At 68.4% G+C, this 17437-nt stretch carries 15 protein-coding genes; 7 read left to right on the top strand and 8 right to left on the bottom strand.

The features are described from left to right. Positions 1–32 precede the first annotated feature (32 nt). From ACAG25_RS14560 to ACAG25_RS14550, 3 genes are read left to right on the top strand one after another with little or no spacing between them, the layout of a single operon-like run. A complete protein-coding gene (locus ACAG25_RS14560; protein ID WP_370489171.1) occupies positions 33–1004 on the top strand; it encodes an oxygenase MpaB family protein in 972 nt (323 codons plus the stop codon). Further along, complete coding sequence (locus ACAG25_RS14555) at positions 994–1743, top strand: nuclear transport factor 2 family protein (RefSeq protein ID WP_370489170.1); 750 nt, start codon at positions 994–996, stop codon at positions 1741–1743. The genes ACAG25_RS14560 and ACAG25_RS14555 overlap by 11 nt, the downstream gene beginning before the upstream one ends. 23 nt (positions 1744–1766) lie before the next feature. After that, positions 1767–2726, top strand: coding sequence for a DNA polymerase domain-containing protein (locus ACAG25_RS14550; RefSeq protein ID WP_370489169.1), 960 nt, complete (start codon positions 1767–1769; stop codon positions 2724–2726). Here the strand turns inward: ACAG25_RS14550 and ACAG25_RS14545 are convergent, their stop codons facing one another. The 4 genes from ACAG25_RS14545 to ACAG25_RS14530 are packed head-to-tail and all read right to left on the bottom strand — an operon-like array spanning position 2727 to position 8288. Continuing rightward, the gene (locus ACAG25_RS14545; RefSeq protein ID WP_370489168.1) at positions 2727–3032 is read right to left on the bottom strand and encodes an STAS domain-containing protein; all 306 of its coding nucleotides are present in this window, start codon (positions 3030–3032) and stop codon (positions 2727–2729) included. Continuing rightward, positions 3032–7180, bottom strand: coding sequence for a SpoIIE family protein phosphatase (locus tag ACAG25_RS14540; RefSeq protein WP_370489167.1), 4149 nt, complete (start codon positions 7178–7180; stop codon positions 3032–3034). Before ACAG25_RS14540 ends, ACAG25_RS14545 begins: the two co-directional genes overlap by 1 nt. 25 nt (positions 7181–7205) lie before the next feature. Beyond that, positions 7206–7571 (bottom strand): STAS domain-containing protein, encoded by a 366-nt coding sequence (locus tag ACAG25_RS14535; RefSeq protein ID WP_370489166.1) that lies wholly within the window; start codon positions 7569–7571, stop codon positions 7206–7208. A gap of 39 nt (positions 7572–7610) precedes the next feature. Then, complete coding sequence (locus tag ACAG25_RS14530) at positions 7611–8288, bottom strand: PAS and ANTAR domain-containing protein (RefSeq protein WP_370489165.1); 678 nt, start codon at positions 8286–8288, stop codon at positions 7611–7613. Positions 8289–8483: 195 nt separating this feature from the next. Between ACAG25_RS14530 and ACAG25_RS14525 the strand changes: the two genes are divergently transcribed. Further along, positions 8484–9314 carry a class I SAM-dependent methyltransferase gene (locus tag ACAG25_RS14525; RefSeq protein ID WP_370489164.1) on the top strand — a complete coding sequence of 277 codons (831 nt, stop codon included), beginning with the start codon at positions 8484–8486 and terminating at the stop codon, positions 9312–9314. Here the strand turns inward: ACAG25_RS14525 and ACAG25_RS14520 are convergent. Beyond that, on the bottom strand, positions 9304–10644 hold the full coding sequence (locus tag ACAG25_RS14520; RefSeq protein ID WP_370489163.1) for an APC family permease: 1341 nt from the start codon (positions 10642–10644) through the stop codon (positions 9304–9306). The genes ACAG25_RS14525 and ACAG25_RS14520 overlap by 11 nt on opposite strands. Before the next feature lie 137 nt (positions 10645–10781). On the opposite strand from ACAG25_RS14520, the gene ACAG25_RS14515 reads away from it, so the two are divergent. Beyond that, complete coding sequence (locus tag ACAG25_RS14515) at positions 10782–11936, top strand: LLM class flavin-dependent oxidoreductase (RefSeq protein WP_370489162.1); 1155 nt, start codon at positions 10782–10784, stop codon at positions 11934–11936. Here ACAG25_RS14515 and treS read toward each other — a convergent pair whose 3' ends face one another. After that, entirely contained in the window at positions 11937–14165 is a 2229-nt protein-coding gene (gene treS / locus ACAG25_RS14510; protein WP_370489161.1) for a maltose alpha-D-glucosyltransferase, read from the bottom strand. A 100-nt stretch (positions 14166–14265) separates the two neighbouring features. Continuing rightward, the gene (locus ACAG25_RS14505; protein WP_370489160.1) at positions 14266–14961 is read right to left on the bottom strand and encodes a proteasome protein; all 696 of its coding nucleotides are present in this window, start codon (positions 14959–14961) and stop codon (positions 14266–14268) included. A gap of 161 nt (positions 14962–15122) precedes the next feature. Here ACAG25_RS14505 and ACAG25_RS14500 point away from each other — a divergent pair, with 161 nt between their 5' ends. Both ACAG25_RS14500 and ACAG25_RS14495 read left to right on the top strand, forming a co-directional pair. Next, positions 15123–15485 (top strand): hypothetical protein, encoded by a 363-nt coding sequence (locus ACAG25_RS14500; protein WP_370489159.1) that lies wholly within the window; start codon positions 15123–15125, stop codon positions 15483–15485. Between the two features lie 43 nt (positions 15486–15528). Beyond that, positions 15529–16005 carry an acyl-CoA thioesterase gene (locus ACAG25_RS14495; protein ID WP_370489158.1) on the top strand — a complete coding sequence of 159 codons (477 nt, stop codon included), beginning with the start codon at positions 15529–15531 and terminating at the stop codon, positions 16003–16005. Between the two features lie 7 nt (positions 16006–16012). Here the strand turns inward: ACAG25_RS14495 and ACAG25_RS14490 are convergent, their stop codons facing one another. Then, positions 16013–17428 (bottom strand): DUF2252 domain-containing protein, encoded by a 1416-nt coding sequence (locus ACAG25_RS14490; RefSeq protein WP_370489240.1) that lies wholly within the window; start codon positions 17426–17428, stop codon positions 16013–16015. Positions 17429–17437 lie beyond the last annotated feature (9 nt).

Raw genomic sequence — 17437 nt, 5'->3', positions numbered from 1 at the left:
ATCGGACACCTAATAGGAAACACTTGATTCCTATGAATGGCGCCGAGTCCGCGGGACTCTTCAGTCCCTCGTCGGTCGCGTGGCGGGTGCTCAGCGATCCGTCGACCGCGCTGATGATCGCGCAGATCACCAACCTGCTCGAGGTTCCGCACCGGGACTTCCAGGCCGTCCTGATGGGGCACGACCCACTGTTCCCGACCAACCAGCGACGCCAACGCGGAGCCGGCGCCAAGAGCGGCAGCTTCCACGACCGACTGCGCCGCACCGTGTCGGTCCCGTTCCCGATCATCTTCGGCGATCGGGCGACTGCAATCGCCTGCGCCAGAAGGCTTTTCGACTACCACCGCCCGATGAATGGTGTGGTCGCAGCGACCGGGGACCGGTACTCGGCCACCGATCCCGACGCCATGCTGTTCGCTGCGACGACCATCTCGCACGCAGCGCTGATCGCCTACGAGAACTACTCGGTGTCCGACGCGCTGCTGCCGCGCCGACTGGCCGACCCCGAACGCGACCGGTACTTCCGCGACATGGCCGAACTGGCCGTGTTGATGGGCGTGCCCCGTGACCGTGTCCCGGTCACCTCCGCTCAGGTGGCCCGGTACTACCGATCACTGTCCGACCGGATGTCTTTTCTGCCCGGATGGACTGCCGCACAACGGAAGACCGGTCTGACACTGGCGCGCCCCGCAGGTCTTTCCGACCTCAAGTCCACGCTGGTGGACCTGCTGTTGATGGCCTCGGCGGTCTGGGGATACGCGGCCCTGCCGGCCCCCGCGCGCCGACTGCACCGGATTCCGACGGTCCTCGACCCGGTCCTGGCGCTCGTCCGCCGGTCCGCACTGCCCGTGTTCTGGCTGCTGCGCATCGACCGGGTCCGCAGCTTCGCACTGTCTCGCTATCTGGGCGACGAGGCCGCCGCCACCCTGGCCGACGCGAACCGTCGCGCCGGCGTACCGACCCGCACACCCACCGCAACCAGAGGAGAACCCAGTGTTCGATGAGGAAAAATTCCAGCAGGCCCTCGACCAGCCGCGGCTGCGGGGACCGGTTCCGACGTTTCTCGAATCCAACAGGGCCGAACCGGTCCGGGTGTACCAGGAGCACGAACTGCAGGCGATGACCAAGCAGTGGTTCGTCGACTTCCAGACGAAACTGGACCACTACAGCAAGGCATTCGATCAGGACCTGTCCTGGGTGATGACGTGGGCCAAGAAGTACTGGTGGAGCTTCCTGGTGCGCGACATGGACCTCAACCACGAGCTCTACGCCCCCGACATCCGCTACACCGACGTCAGCGCGCTCGGACACACCATCGTCGGCATCGACGAGTTCGTGAAGTACAACTTCGCGTTCTTCGCCGCGATCCCCGACTGGCGCTATGACCCGCTGCCCGACCAGGTCTACATCGACGTCAAGCCCGACGGCACCGTGCGGACGATGATCCGCTACATCGGCAGCGGACACTGGACCGGGGCGCTGCGGCTGCACCCCTACGACGACTCGGCACCCTGTGTCTACGGCAACGGCCAGTTCATCCAGTGCCCTGCGGTGGACCGCTACCACTTCAACGCCGACGGCCTGATGGAGGAGGGCGAGACGCTCTACGACATCGTCGACGGCCTGCAGCGCGGCGGTGTCCTGCCCGGCGGCGACAGCCGGCTGCTCCGTCTCCTGTTCTCGGCCAGCAAGATCCCGTCGACCGTCACCAAGGTGCGCAGGAAACTGAGCCTCTCCGGCTGAGGCCGTCGCCCTACACTGTGGCGATGGGAACCCGGGAACAGCGGGCCGGCGTCGAGTTGACCAACCTCGACGAGGAGCTGGCCCCGGATGCCGGTGTCACCAAGCGCGACCTGGTCGACTACCTCGACGCGGTGGCCGACCGCATCCTGCCTGCCCTGGCCGGCCGACCGCTGACCGTGCTGCGTGTGCTGCGGGGCCGAGATCCGTTCATGCAGAAGAACGTGCCCAAGTACACCCCGGACTGGGTGCGCACGGTGACGGTGTGGGCCGAGTCGTCACACCGCGAGATCCGTTACGCGGTCTGCGACGACCGACGCACACTGCTGTGGTTGGCCAACCAGCGCGCCGTGGAGTTCCATCCCGCGTTGGGCCTGGCCGACGACACGTATCGGCCGACGCATCTGATCCTCGACCTCGACCCGCCCCACGGCGCCGATTTTCGCGCCGTGGTCGCGGTCGCGCATCTGGTTCGGGATGTGTTGTCCGACAACGGTTTGACGGGTGCGGTCAAGACCAGCGGTTCGCGCGGACTGCACATCTTCGTGCCGATCGACCGGCATGCGCCGGCCGACGACGTCGCCGCGGCCACCCGCGCACTGGCGGCCCGCACCGAGGCACTCGATCCGGCCATCGCCACCACCGCGTTCATCGTCGAGGACCGCCGGGGCAAGGTGTTCGTCGATGCGACCCGTGCGGGAGGGGCCACCGTGGCCGCCGTCTACAGTCCACGGCTGCGACCGGGCACCCCGGTGTCGTTCCCGGTGGCGTGGTCCGACCTCGACCGCGTGACCCCGGCGGACTTCACCGTCCGGACCGCCGTGGACGTCCTGTCCGGGCGCGATCCGTGGGCGGAGGCCATGCCGCCGCCCCAGCGACTGCCGGCAGCGCTGATCGAGCACGGCCGCACCATTCCCGTGGCGCGGGTGGCCGCCATGCACGAGGGCAAGCGCCGGGCCCGCGCGCGGCGCGAACGGGGCGGGTGATCACACCGCCGGCGTCACGCGCACCACGTCGACCAGCCCGCTGTGGGTGAGCACCGGCAGCAGGATCGGGTTGACCACCAATTCGATGGACGCTGCATGCTCGAAGAGCACGTTGATCGCGCCGCTGTCGAGATAGTCGACGCGGCCGAGGTCGATGCGCAGCGGTGCTCCGCCGGCGTCGGCCGCGGCGACCGCGAGGGCGTCGGCCAACGCGGCCACGTTGCTCAGGTCGAGCTCGCCGACCACGACGATCGTGCGTCGTCCGTCCTCGGTGCGTCCGGTGCGCACGTCCAGCGGTGTTGCCATCATCTGATCCTCAACTGCATACGCACGGTGGTGCCGTCGTTCTGCGAGTCGATGGTGACATCCTGCATCAAGGCGCGCATCAGTGCGATGCCTCGGCCTCGGTGCAGGGAGGGCTTCTCGTCAGGCACCTTCCAGCGGCCGCTGTCGGTCACGGTCAACGACAGGGTGTCGCCGGTGACGTCCGCATGCAGAGAAACAGTGCCCTCCGGCAGGTCCCGGTGGCCGTGTTCGATCGCGTTCGCCAGCGCTTCGCCGGCGGCGATCAACACATCGAGGGCCTGTTCGGTCCCGAGTCCGGAACGATCCAGCCAGTCCCTCAGCGCCGAGCGGCACGGAGCCAGTTCGTCGACGTCGGCCCGGATCTGCAGGTCCAGCGGCGCAGGTTGCCGGTACAACAGCAGGGCGACGTCGTCGTGGTAGCCGTCGGTCGGCGACAGCCGCGACATGATCTCGTCGGCCAGCGACTCGAGTGCGGTGTCGTGGTGCTCGGCCACGGCGCCGCTGGCGCGCGCGATCCCGTCGTCGATCGATTCGCGGCGGCGTTCGACCAGCCCGTCGGTGTAGAGCAACAACGTCGACCTCGGGGGCAGAGTGACCCGCGCTTCGGGCCGTTGCGGTGCGTAGCTCAACCCCAGCGGGGTGGCGCGGGCTTGGTCGAGTAGGCCTGCGCTGCGATCGGCGTGCACCAGGATCGGCGGAGGATGGCCGGCGCAGGAGTAGACGACCTCGCCGGTGCTGCAGTCCAACACCGCGGCGAACGCGGTCGTGCACCGGGCGCCGGGCAGCCGCGCCGCGAAGCGGTCCAGCGCCTCCAAGGTCCGGGCAGGGCTGGGCTGCTCGAGAAGCAGTGCGCGACAAGCACTTCGCAGCTGACCCATGACCGTCGCGGCGTCCAGACCATGACCGACGCAGTCACCGACGACCAGGGCGATCCGGCCGTCGTCGAGATTGACCACGTCGTACCAATCGCCCCCGACCTGCAACGGACGGGTGGCGGGTTGGTAGCGCACGGCGAAGCCGCTGGAGACCGCCGGCCCGAGAATCGCGTGCTGCAACGCCAGCGCGGTCTCGCGCTGCTGATCGATCTGATGCACGCGCTGCAGCCCCTGACCGAGCCGACCGGCGAGCACGGTCAGCAGGGTGTGGTCCTCGGAGGTGAAACATCGCGTCTCGTAGAGCTCGATGTAGAGCACCAGGACGCCCTGGGGATGCTGAAGCGCCACCCCGGCCCAGCCGGGGTACGCGACGTCGGGTGCCAGCAGGTCGCCGTCGCGCAGGCCGAGGATGATCCCGCGGGTCTGCTCCGGCAACTCGTCCCAGGTGACGGGCTCGCCGACACAGACCACCGAGGGTACCGACGCACGGCGCTCCCCGGCAGGCACCGTCACCGCCAGCACGCGGCGAGCGTGCCAGACCTGCCAGAGTTCGGCGGTCGCCGCCGCCACTGCATCGTCGACCGTATCCGCTTGTGCGAGAGCCTCGTTCAGTGATGCCAGCGCAGTCTCGCGCTGCACCAGATAGTAATCGGCGGTGATGTCGCGCAGGGTGCCGACGACGACTTGGCGACCGGTGTTGGGGTCCTCGGCGCGGGTGAACGTCGCGGTGACCCACAGGCGACGACCGTCGCGGTGGGTGACCGGCAGCGGCGAGATGGTGCCGTGGGCCCGCCGTAGTACGTCGCCGAGCGCCTGACCCACCTGGCGGTGCGCTTCGGGATCGCTGTCGACCGTCGGCCACCACGGGTACTCCGGCTGGTAGGGCAGGCCCGACGCGTCGTAACCGAGCATGGCGCAGAACGCGGCATTGATCTCGATGACCGCGCCGTTCTCGTCGCAGACGAAGAACGCCTCCTGCAGGGAGTCCACCAGCGCGGTGCGCCACCGCGCATGATGGTCGCGCAGTCGTGCCAGTTCGACGTTGGCCCGCACCCGCGCGAGGAGTTCGGCCGCGGCGAAGGGCTTGACCAGATAGTCATCGGCGCCTGCTTGCAGACCGCTGATCGAAGCTTCCTGCCCGGCGCGCGCAGAGAGCAGGAGCACCGGCAGCGCTGCGGTCCGGGGATCGGATCGCAGCGCGGCGACCAGCGCCAGACCGTCGATGCGCGGCATCATCACGTCGCTGATCACCAGGTCCGGCGCGTGCGCACGCACCGCGTCCAACGCCTGCTGACCGTCGCCGACCGCCTCGACCCGGTAGCCGTCGGAGCGCAGCAACCGGGTCAGGTAGTCGCGCATGTCGGCGTTGTCGTCGGCGACGAGCACCCGGACCGTCTCGGACCGGTGGGCACCCGCCAGCGACGACACGGTGGTGTCCAATGTCACTGGGTCGCTGTCGGTTTCGTGCTGGGGGTCGCTCATGCCGGACGGCAACCACCGCATGGCTTCTTCGACGTAGGCCTCGGCTCCGCTGGCGGTGCTGCGCCGGCCCGCGCTCGGCGCGATCGCATCGGGTGGAAGATGTGCGGTGCCGAACGGCACGCGGACGGTGAACGTGGTGCCGACCGCCTCGGCGCTCTCGGCGACGATGGTCCCGCCGTGGAGTTCGACGAGCTCCTTGACCAGGGCCAGCCCGATCCCGCTGCCCTCGTGCGACCGCGCGTGGGCGTTCTCGATCCGGTGGAAACGCTCGAACAGGCGGGGCATCTCGTCGGCGGGGATTCCGGTGCCGGTGTCGGCGACGACGATCACCGCCTGCCCGTCGGTGCGGTGCACGCGCACGCTGATGCTGCCGTCGAAGGTGAACTTCAACGCGTTGGACAGGAGGTTGAAGATCACCTTCTCCCACATGTCACGGTCGATGTAGACCGGTTCACCGAGCGGCGGGCAGTCGACATGGAACTGCAGCCCCGCCCGGTCGACGGCGGAACGGAACACGCTGGCCAGTTCCGCGGTCAGGGTGGCCAGGTCGACGGGGGCGTAGGTGGCCTGGGTACGGCCGGCTTCGATGCGGGAGAAGTCCAGCAGCGTGTTGACCAGCTTGGCCAGCCGTAAACCATTGCGCCACACGACATCGAGCTCGCGACGGGTGTCTTCGTCGACGTGATCGGCGCGACGCAGCTCGGCGACCGGGTCCAGGATCAACGTCAGCGGGGTGCGGAACTCGTGACTGATGTTGGAGAAGAACGTCGTCTTGGCCCGGTCGAGCTCGGCGAGTTCCTCGGCGCGCCGCTGCTGGCTGCGGTAGCTGCGGGCCAGTCCGATCCCGGCAGCGATGTGACCGGCGACCAGGGTGAGGAACCCGCGGTAGCCGTCGTCGAGGGGGCGGTACCGGTTCAGCCCGGCCACCAGGAAGCCCACCGTCGAACTCCCCTGCTGCACAAGCGGTACCACCAACGCCTGCACCGGAGGCGCGGGCCAGTCGCCGACCGGCAGATCGGGGTAGCGTCCGGCGTCGAGTTCGACGAGCACCGACTCCCCCGATGCCGGCTCAACCACCGGCCACAGTCCGTTACCGTGGCGGCTCAGCTCGGCCGGCGCGATCGGATGCCCCTCGGCCACACCACTATGTCCGACCAGGCGCGCGGTGCCGTCATCGTCATAGAGGTAGGTCAGCGTGAACGGCAGATCGCGCATGTTCTGGGAGAGCTGGTGGTCGGCGAAGGTCAGGATCTCGGACTCGGTGCGCACCACACTGGGGTCCGAGCCCAGGTCGCGCAACGTGGCCATCCGGCGTTCACCGATCACCTGCTGGGTGTCCTCGCTGACCACACACAGCATGCCGACGACCGCACCGGAATCATCTTGCAGCGGACTGTAACTGAAGGTGTGGTAGGACTCCTCGACGTAGTCGTACCGTTTGAGGAACAACAACAGGGCGGTATCCCAGGTGGCTTCCCCGGTTCCGAGCACCTGCTCGATCCGCGGACCGATGTCCGGCCAGATCTCCGCCCACACCTCCTGGGCCGGGCGTCCCAGCGCCCACGGGTACTTGCGCCCCAGCGTGTCGCGGCGGTAGGCGTCGTTGCAGAAGAACGTCAGGTCCGGCCCCCAGGCCATCCACATGGGGAAGCGCGACGACAACAGGATGCTCACCGCGGTCTGCAGACTCTGCGGCCAGGACTGCGGCGGTCCCAGCGGTGTCGCCGCCCAGTCCACCCGCGCGTGGTCGCGCCCCACCGAACCGCCGGCGTCGAACACCGTCGGGGTCACCGGAGCGATACCCCGACGCGCGCCGTCACGCGGGATCGCGATCGTCGTCGCGCGCAGAGTCGACGGATCGGTAGGTCTGCAACACCTGGTCGAGTTTGGTGATCTCCAGCGGACGCACCACCTCGGCGTTGGCGGCCACCAGTCGCACGGCGATGCCGTCGGCGACCCCGCGCTCGTGGGCGCCCACCAGCGCGTTCAAACCGGCGCTGCCGAAGTAGGTGACCTCGTCGAGGTCGACGATCATCATGCGTTGCCTCGCTTCGCCCGCCATACCGATGCCGTCATCGAGAACGCGCAACAGTACGTCGACAGTGCCCGAGTCGACCTCGCCCTTGACGGACACCACCGCTACCCCGTCGGTGATCTCGCACCGGACATCCAACAGACCCACGCGCCTCCGTATCCACCCCTCGCAGAAAGATCGATTCTCTCAGTTCTCGTGTCCCGCTGCACCGACACGGCGGTGCACGGTCAGCAACAGATGGTCGAGCTCACGGCGCAATGCCCCCACATCAGCCTCCACGCCGGCGAATTCGCTGACCAACTGGGCGGCAAGCAACCGCAGCTTGGTGTTGGTCTGCTGCGAGCGCCATTGTAGGAGTTTGAACGCCTCGTCGGCGTCGACCCGGTACACCAGCATCAACGCGCCCTTGGCCTGTTCGATGGCCGCGCGGGATTCGAACAGATCCGGCAGCGACTCGTCGAGTGCGGCTCGACGCGCGTCGTCGAAACTTGCGGTCAGGTCGACGTAGTACCCCTCGGTGCCGACGACCGCGCCGCGTTCGTCGTACATCCGGTCGGCCAGCACGAGGACCGAATGTTCGCGACCACCGGTGTCGATGAAGCGATGGCGGCTCGAGAAGGACCCGCCCGTATGCAGCGCACGGTCGAGCAGTTCTTGGACGTGACGGCGGCCCTGCGGGTGCTTGTGGGACAGCAGCAACTCCGTGGTCGGGGTGACCGTGCCGGGCTGGTAGCCATGCATCCGGGCCACCTCGTCGGACCACTCCCAACGCTCCCCGAAGAACCAGAACCGGAAGCTGCCCGCCTGCAACTCATCGGTCGCCGGCGGCGGGCGCCGGCCGGTCGACGATGCGAGCTCTGCCATCGCCGCATTATTTCACTTTGTCCACCCTGTCACCGTCGTTCGGGTGCGCGGCACCGCAAGGACGCGCAAATCCACCGTTTTCGCTGATGAGCGCGTCCGCGGGACTACCATCAGGCTGCGGGACGCATCGCGGGCGCGTGCCACCATCCGGCCCGGTCGCCGACGGGCCGGTGTAGAAGCGGACCGGGAGCCGTCATGAGTGATCCATCGACCGGACGCGGGGTGAAGGCGGCCCACCGCGCCCTGTGGGCCTCCGGTGACTATCCGGCAGTGGCCGCCGAACTGATCCCGGAACTCGGGCCGCGGCTGGTCGACGCATGCGGCGTGCGGGCCGGGCAGCGCGTCCTCGACGTCGCCGCCGGATCCGGCAACGCCGCGATCCCGGCCGCCGAGCGGGGCGCCACCGTCACCGCCGGTGACCTCACCCCCGAGTTGTTCGACGCCGGGCGGGCGCGCGCTGCGCAACGGGGAGTGGAGGTGAACTGGGTGGAGGCCGATGCCGAGGCGCTGCCGTTCGCCGACGACGAATTCGACGTGGTGATGTCCTGCGTCGGCGCGATGTTCGCACCGGACCATCAGGCGACCGCCGACGAACTCGTGCGGGTGGCCCGGCCCGGCGCCACGATCGGGATGATCAATTGGACCCCCGAGGGGTTCATCGGGCAGTTGTTCGCCACCATGAAGCCCTACGCGGCGCCTCCGCCGCCCGGGGCAGGTTCGCCGCCGCAGTGGGGCAACCCGGAACACGTGCGGGAACTGTTCGGTGAGCGGGTGTCCAGCCTGCACATGGACCGGCAGACCGTGGTGATGGACCACTGCGCCAGCCCCGAGGAGTTCCGGGACTACTGGAAACGCAACTACGGGCCGACCATCGCGGTGTACCGGAACGTCGCCGACACCCCGGAACGGGTCGACGCGCTCGACCGGGACTTCCTTGCCCTGTTGGCGCAGTGGAACCGCGGCAGCACTCCCGGTCGCACGGAGTACCCCGCGGAGTACCTCCTGGTCACCGCGATCAAGCGCTGAACACCGACCGGCCGGTCACCCGTCGCGCCACGGCATAGAGCACACCACCCACGGTGAGCATGACGCCGCCGAACATCCACACGGTGGCGCTCTGCTGCGTCAACAGCAACACACACGACGCGACCGCCAGCACCGGGATGGCCGTCCACACCCGGAAATGGTCGTGTTCGACGTGGTCGCGCCGTAACACCAGCACCGCCACGTTGGTCGACACGAACACGAAGAGCAGGAGCAGCACGACCGTTTCGGCCAGGGTCGACAGGTCGCCGGTCAGTGTGAGCGCCATCGCCACCGCAGTGGTGGCCACGATCGCCACCCAGGGTGTCCGGCGATTGGGCAGCACGTTCGCGAGGACACCGGGCAGAAGTCCCTGCGCGGCCATGCCGTAGGTGAGGCGACTGGCCATGATCATCGTCAGCAGTGCGCCGTTGGCGACCGCGACCAGCGCGATGAAGCTGAACAACCACTCGGGCACCCCGACACCCGATGCGGAGACGACCTCGAGCAGCGGGCCCGAAGACTGCGCCAGTTCCTCGGGCGGCAGCGCGATCGCGCTGGCCAGACCGACCAGGACGTAGACCACGCCCGCGGCGATCAACGCGCCGAACAGCGCACGCGGGTACACCCGACGGGGTTCGGTGATCTCCTCGACGACGTTGGCCGACGTCTCGAACCCGACGAACGAGTAGTACGCGATGATCGCGCCGCCGAGCACAGCCAGCCCCGGTGACACGCCGTCGGGGAACTGGCCGACCCGCGCGACGTCGCCGTCCCCGCGTCCGACCATGACCGCGACCGCCGCGACCACGATGAGCAGGCCGGTCAACTCGATCATCGTCATCACGACGTTGGACTTCAGGGACTCGCTGATCCCCCGCGCATTCAGGCAGGCCACCAGCAGCAGGAACAGCAGCGCGGCCGGAATCACCGGGATGTCGACGAAGGTCGCGAGGTAGTCCCCGGAGAACGCCAACGCCAGGCCCGCCGCGCTGGTCACACCCGCCGCCAGCATGGAAAAGCCGACGAGGAACGACACCAACGGCGTCTTGAACGCCCGCTCGGCGAACACCGCGGCACCACCGGCCTGCGGGTACTTCGTGACCAGTTCGGCGTAGGAGCCGGCCGTCAGCAGCGCCAGCACCAGAGCCAGCAGCATCGGCGCCCACAGCGCGCCGCTCACCTCCTCGGCCAGCACGCCCATCAGGGCATAGACGCCCGCACCCAGGACGTCGCCCAGGATGAACAGGAACAGCAGCGGACCGGTGATCTTGCGGGCCAGTTCCGAGCGTTTCGGCTGGGTGCCCTGCTCGGTGTCGGTATCGGACGACATGCGCGGTCTCCTGTCGGGTCAGGGGTTCGCCGCGAGACATACCCCGCGAAGCGCCTTCGAGAACAGCCACGGCCGTGGCGGTCCCCGTATTGCGGCGTTACGGACACACGCCGGGTCGCGACCGACAGAATCGTCGGATGCGTTTCGGCAACTTCATGGCACCTTTTCATCCCGTCGGTCAGAACCCCACCCTGGCGCTCGAGCGCGACCTCGACCTGATCGTCGCGATGGACCGTCTCGGATTCCACGAGGCCTGGGTCGGCGAACACCATTCGGCGGGCTTCGAGATCATCGCCTCGCCCGAGGTGTTCATCGGGGTGGCGGCCGAACGAACGAAGCACATCAAGCTCGGCACCGGCGTGAGCTCGCTGCCGTACCACCACCCGCTGATGCTGGCCGATCGCATGGTGCTGCTCGACCACCTGACCCGCGGACGGGTCATGCTCGGCTGCGGACCCGGACAACTCACCTCCGATGCGCACATGCTGGGCATCCCGGCCGACGCGCAGCGACCCCGCATGGAAGAGTGCCTCGAGGCGATCATGCGCCTGCTGCGCGGCGAGACCGTGACCATGTCGACCGACGGGTTCACCCTCCGCGACGCCCGGTTGCAGCTTCGCCCCTACAGTGACCCGTGCTTCGATGTCGCTGTCGCCGCGTCGTTCTCACCGACCGGGCCGCGGGGCGCGGGCAAGCACGGCATCGGCATGCTGTCGATGGCGGCGACCGCCCGGCAGGGCATGGACCTGCTCGCCACGCACTGGAACACCTGGCAGGAGGTGGCTGCCGAGAACGGCCACGTGGCGGATCGCTCGAAGTGGCGACTGGTCGGCCCGATGCACCTGGCCGAGACCCGCGAACAGGCCGAGCGCGACGTCGCCTACGGCATCGCCGAGTTCTCGCGATACTTCACCCACGTGCTGCCGGCCGGCCCCGTGCAGGGCGACACGGTCACCGAGATCGTCGAGAACAACCGGGCGTCTGGCTTCGCCGTGATCGGCACCCCCGACGACGCGATCGCCAAGATCGAGGAACTCGTCGAGGCCAGCGACGGCGGCTTCGGCGCCTTCTTGTTGTTCGACCACAACTGGGCACCCCCGGCGGCCAAGCTGCACAGCTACGAACTGTTCGCCCAGTACGTCATCCCGCACTTCACCGGGCAACTGGCCGCTCCGGTGGCGTCGCGGGACTGGGTCACCGGCAGCGGCCGCTCGTTCGTCGATCAGGCTGCCCACGCGATCGGCAAGGCCATCGAGGACCACGCGGCCGAGCGGGCGGCGCAGCAGGGCTGATCACTGCTGGTCGTCCGCCTCCTCCGGCGCCTGGACCAGCAGCGCCAACCCGTGCAGCGGTGCGATCTCCACGGCGAAGCTGTGCAGGTCGTCGACGGTGGTGAGGTCGTGGCCGCTGAACATGTCCGACACCTGCGACCCCGGTGGCAGGAACTCCGAGCGCACGGTGCCCGCGATGGGTTCCTTCGCGAAGTTCAGCACCGTCAGCGCCATCCGCCCTTCGTCGGCGAGCTGGTGGACCATCACCAGCATTCCGCGGTGGGACACCTCGGGGATGTCGACCTGGGTGCTGGTCGCGATCCCGTAGTGCGAGCGCACTTTCAGGATCGCCTGCAGCTGCCGTACGAAGCTGGTCTCGTCGTCGAGCTGCTCGGGCAGCGTGCCGTAGAGGCTGCGACCGGCGGGCATCCCGGCGGTCGACGCGGTGGCGCCCGGGTTGGCCCCCATCAGATCGTGTGCGGCACGGTTGATCCAGCGGGTGTCCCCGCCGGCGACCAGTTCGGCCACCTCCCCCAACGGCAGCGTCAGCATGCCGCAGAGGTCCCATCCCGACAGCGCGAAGACACCGGGCTGCAGCGCGTTGAACATCGCCAGCAGCAGATGCGCCCGGCGGATGTCGTCGATGTCGGTGATGTCGTCGAGGTCCCTGATACCGAGGGCGGCGCACACCACTGTGGCTGTCGTGCAAGCGATTCCGTTGGTGGTGAACACCTGGTTGTACGGCGCGTCGGGTCCGGTGAGGTGCTCGATCAGGTCCGCGCGCACGGCGGCGGCGATCTGCTCGCCGGTCATCTCGCCGCCCTTGTAGGCGTAGACGTCCTCGCGGTGACCGTTCTCCCAGTGCAGCAGCTCATAGGTCAGTTCGTCGTGATTCTGCAGAGCATGCACCAACGAGGCCGGATCCACGCCGAGTTCGAGGGTGGTGCGCAGCGTCAGCCGCAGGAACTCGGTGTCGCCGGTGGCCAGCGCGTGGTGGTAGGCGGGCCGGTTGACGAAGTCGTAGGACAGGTCGGCGCCGGCCTCCCCGATCTGGCGGATGTCGTCGATGGTCAGGTTGAGCTCCTGGAATGTGAAGCCACCGACCTTGCGCACCATGCTGGCGATCAGGTGGTTGGCCGCCTCCGACAGCGGATGCCCCTCCGACCATGCTGAATTGCCTTCGCTGGCCGCCTTTTCCACACCCAGGAAGCCGTTGGCGTCCAACCGCAGCGCACCGGTGCCGAGGTCGGTCAGCGAATGCAGCGCATCGCCGATGACCAGTCGCATGCCCGCGAACGACGGGTCGAGCCAGTTGATCGACGGCTGCCCGTCCTTGAAGTAGTGCAGGTACACCCATCGGCGTTCCACGCCGTCGACACCGGTGACCGGGCGGGTGGCGCTCCAGTTGGTCTCCTTGACGCCTTCGGCGTAGAAGATGACGCGTTGCAGACGGCCGATGATGTAACCGGCCTTGTCGAGCCACTGTTCGGTCTCGGCGTCGATGTTGACCGAATCCGCGCCCGGGGGGACCTCGGGAAGCTCGTGCCAGTCCCGCGGATCGATCTCCACCATGTGGTAGATGCCGGGGTAGTCGGCGTACTTCATCTCGGCGAGCCGGAAGTCAGCGCCCTTGCCGGTGTGGCCGGGAACGATGTCGTCGATGATGGTGCCGCCGTACCACGCTGCGGTGGCGCACATCTCGCGGAACTCATCCTCGGTGCCGAACGCGGGGTCGATCTGGGTGCCGATGCGGTCGAAGTGCCCGTCGACGCTCGGCGTGTACTGCCATTCCGAGATGCCGCCGGCGCGCTTCACCGGGCCGGTGTGGACGGCCTCGATCCCGATCTCGGCGAACGCCTGCCACATCTGTTCGCTGGCCATCGCCTTGAGAAACGACTCGTCGGACCGGGTGATCAACGACAACGGATACGCGGTGAACCACACCGACGCGGCCTCCACCGCCGCCCGGGGGTTCGGCGTGGCGAACGGGTTCTGCCACATCGAACCCTGCCCGGAGAACTGCTGGCTGATCTCGTTGGCGTCGGCGAGCATCGACTGCGCGCGCAACCATTCCACGTAGGCGGGGTTGCTGCCGTTGGCCGGGCCGTCCTGGGCCGGTGACCGGCGGGCGAACGGAGTCTTGACGCGTGGGCGGAACCGCAGCGTGCGGGGACGGGCCGGGTGCAGGTGCTCTTCGTAGGTCGGCTCGACCGGCTCGGGCACGTCGTCAGTGTCGGCCAACTCCGACATAAGTCCTCCTCACATCCCGCGCCAAGTCTGCCCTCGGAGCCGCCGCACCGCGATGTGGGGCGTATTGCCACCGTGCCGCGCAGCCTAAACCGATGCCTGTTCAGTCGAAGAGGTGGTCGAGCGCGTCCTGTTCGAGGGCGATCCAGCGCTCGACCTGCCGTCGCACCTTCTCGACCTCGTCGGGATCGAGGTGATGGGCACCGTCGGGAGTGATCCGGCAGAGGTCCATCGGACCGCCGACGCTCGGTGACGACGCGTCGAGCGCATCGAGGACGCGCAGCGCCGCGACCACCCCGTAGTCGACGTCGCGCTCGTTCATCCGGAAATGGGTGAGCAGCGCATGGGCCTGCTGGGCCAGCGGTGCACCACTGCCGACCGACTGGAAACCGGTCTCCTCGTGATGGCCGATCAGCCCGTTCGGGTCGATGTCGATGATGAACGGTGTATCCCCGGAGTAGCCCGCCGCCAGGATGTAACTGGCCGGGGTGCCGGCGGCCTCCTCGCCAGGAACCTTCGGGATGAAGGTGTCGTAGTGGTGTTTGAGCACCGGCAGCACCCGAGCCTGCAACGCATGCCCGATGTTCTTCGCCTCGATGATCGCGTCAGCTTCGTCGTGGAATATCTGCTCGATGTCGTAGAGCACCGCGCGCGACCCGCTGCCGCCCCAGGCAGCGTTCGCGCCCAGCGGGTGCAGCTTCTGCGCCGGGTAGGTCAACCCCCGTCCCGGGTCCGTGATCTGCGAATCCGAGCCCAGCACAATGCCGTTCGCGCACCGGATGGCAAGGACCACCGTCATCTGGAGAACTCCCGCCGTGTCGCCGTCACCTCGATGCACCCCACGGTAGCGGTCGGCGCAACCCGGCGGGTCCGCCCGGCTTGCTTACGTTGACAATGACCGCCGAACGGATCGTGGGATTCGGTCCCGGCCGCATGGTCCGCACCGATAGGTTCGCGTCTATGTCCGGCCACGTTGCGTACTCGCACCTGACGGTGACGGGCGTGGTGTCCGGCATCGCGGCTCTTGTGATCTTCTCCCCGCCGGCCACCGCCCAGAACCCACCACCGTGCGCGCCGGGTGACCAGCAATGCCTCGAGCAACAACAGCGGGAGCAGGGCGCGGCAATCGCCAGAGACGTCGTCGACAACGTGCAGGACGGGCTGCAACGGGCGACCGACGCGCTCGTCCCGGAACGCAACAACGGTCCGGGCATCATGGTCCTCAAAGACGGTGTGCCGTGGTGCATGCCGCTGGGGCAGCCCATTCCCCCCGGCGCGGTCATCACCAGTCCGACCGGCAACGGGGTCACCACGTACTGCTGAGACCCGGCACCGGGCGGCTGCGGCGACGAGCTAGGTTGACCGGATGCAGCCCGGGTCGAATCCGTACATCAGCACCGTCGCGCGCCCGCATCCGGCACGTCTGGACGCCACCGCGTACCCGGTCCGCGATTCCATCCAGGCGCGCTTCGGCGACATGGACGCCAACAATCACCTCAACAACGTCGCCCTGGAGTCGTTGCACGAGAACACCCGCGCCAGTCTGAACCGTCAGACCTTCCCGGAGATCTACAACCGAGCGGCGCGCACCATACGGATCGTGACCTCGACGATCGTCGTGCACTATCTGCGGGAGGCGCCGTGGCCTTCGGTGATCGGCACCGGGATCGGCGTCGGGCACATCGGGCGTACCTCTTTCGTGGCCTCGACCGGTTTGTTCCTCGGCGACGACTGCATCAGTCTGTGCGACACGGTGTTGGTGCTGCTCGGCGACGATGGCCCGACACCCATCCCCGACGACGCACGCGCCCGCCTGACCGACCTGCAATTACAGATCCACTGACCCACTCCTACGAGGCGCGCTCCACCGGCAGCCTGCCGCGCTCGACCGCGGCGACCAGCGCGGCGTGGTCGGCCTCGGTCTGATCGGCGTAGCGGCGAGCGAACACCGTCATCGCATCGTCCACCCGCTCCGAGCGGCCCAGGTAGCCGGCGATCATCGACGCCCCGCTGGTCCGGGCGTGTCCTTTGGCCAGCAACTGGCCGACCACCCCGCTGTAGTCGATGAGTGCCGCGGCATGCATCACGTCCAGCGGGATGGTGCCCTTCATGTTGCGGAACTGGCGCACGTAGTACTGCAGACCGTCCACGGTGGTCCAGCCCAGCAGCGGGTCGCTGACCGTCTGCAACGCCTGCTGGTATTCCACGACCCGCTGCCCCTGATGGGCGTGCCACGCGGACTCGCCGTGGACGTAGCGCGCCAGCACCGACCGGCGGGCCTGCTTGAGTTGCAGGAACACCACGTCCTCCGGGGACGAACCCTCCAGCAGCGCCACGTAGGCGCGCAGACCGACACTGCCCACGCCGACCACCTTGTGGGCGACGTCGAGCAGGGTGTAGCCGCCCAGGACGCGCCGCCAGTGCGTGGACAACGTCGGCAGGTAGTCGTCGAGTGCCGCGGCCAGCGCCTCGGCTTCACGCTCGGGCAACCGGGTGATCAGCGGCGGCTCCTCCACGATCCTGCGGACACCGTCGACCTCCCGGGTGAACCGCGGCAGCGCGCGGTCACTGGTGCGGTTGCGGGCGCGCCGCGCCGAGCGCTGGACCTCGTCGGCGAGGGGCCCCGTGGTCTGCCCGGCCAACCGGTCGACGTCGAGCCGGGTGAACGACCGGTAGAACAGCGGTTGGTCGGCCAGACGCCGCAGTTCGTTGCGGTAGGCCGAGACGCAGGAGCGCACCGCGGCGCCGCAGTCGTCCTCGGCGGCGCCGTTGTGGCGTCCCGCGACCCAGATGCTGGCCACCAGCCGCCGCAGATCCCACTCCCAGCCGCCCGGGTGCGCCTCGTCGAAATCGTTGAGGTCGATCACCAGATCGCGTTCGGGCGAGGCGTAGAAGCCGAAGTTGCCCAGATGCGCGTCTCCACACACCACCGGGGTGATCCCCGTGGCCGGCAGATGGGCCACGTCATCGGCCATGACCACGGCGGTCCCCCGCAGAAATCCGTAGGGCGACGCGATCATCCGTCCCACCCGCACCGGGATCAGACGCTCGAGTCGACCGCGGTGGTTCAACTCGATGAGCCGCACCGGATCCGGACGCCCGGCGCGCGGCTCCCAGTCGGCCAGGGACCGCCGGGGCACCTTCTTGCGCAGACTCTTACCGAGCGCATACCGCTCCGCACGCGTTGCCGGACGCTGCCGCAGAGAGTGGTAGGCACTGCTGTCGGTTTCGGCCAGCACGGTATGTCTGGCCGGCTCGGGAGGCATGCCGACTCG

This window comes from Mycobacterium sp. pV006 (assembly GCF_041287115.1).
Classification (GTDB): Bacteria; Actinomycetota; Actinomycetes; order Mycobacteriales; family Mycobacteriaceae; genus Mycobacterium.
This window is presented reverse-complemented; position numbering and strand designations above follow the sequence as displayed.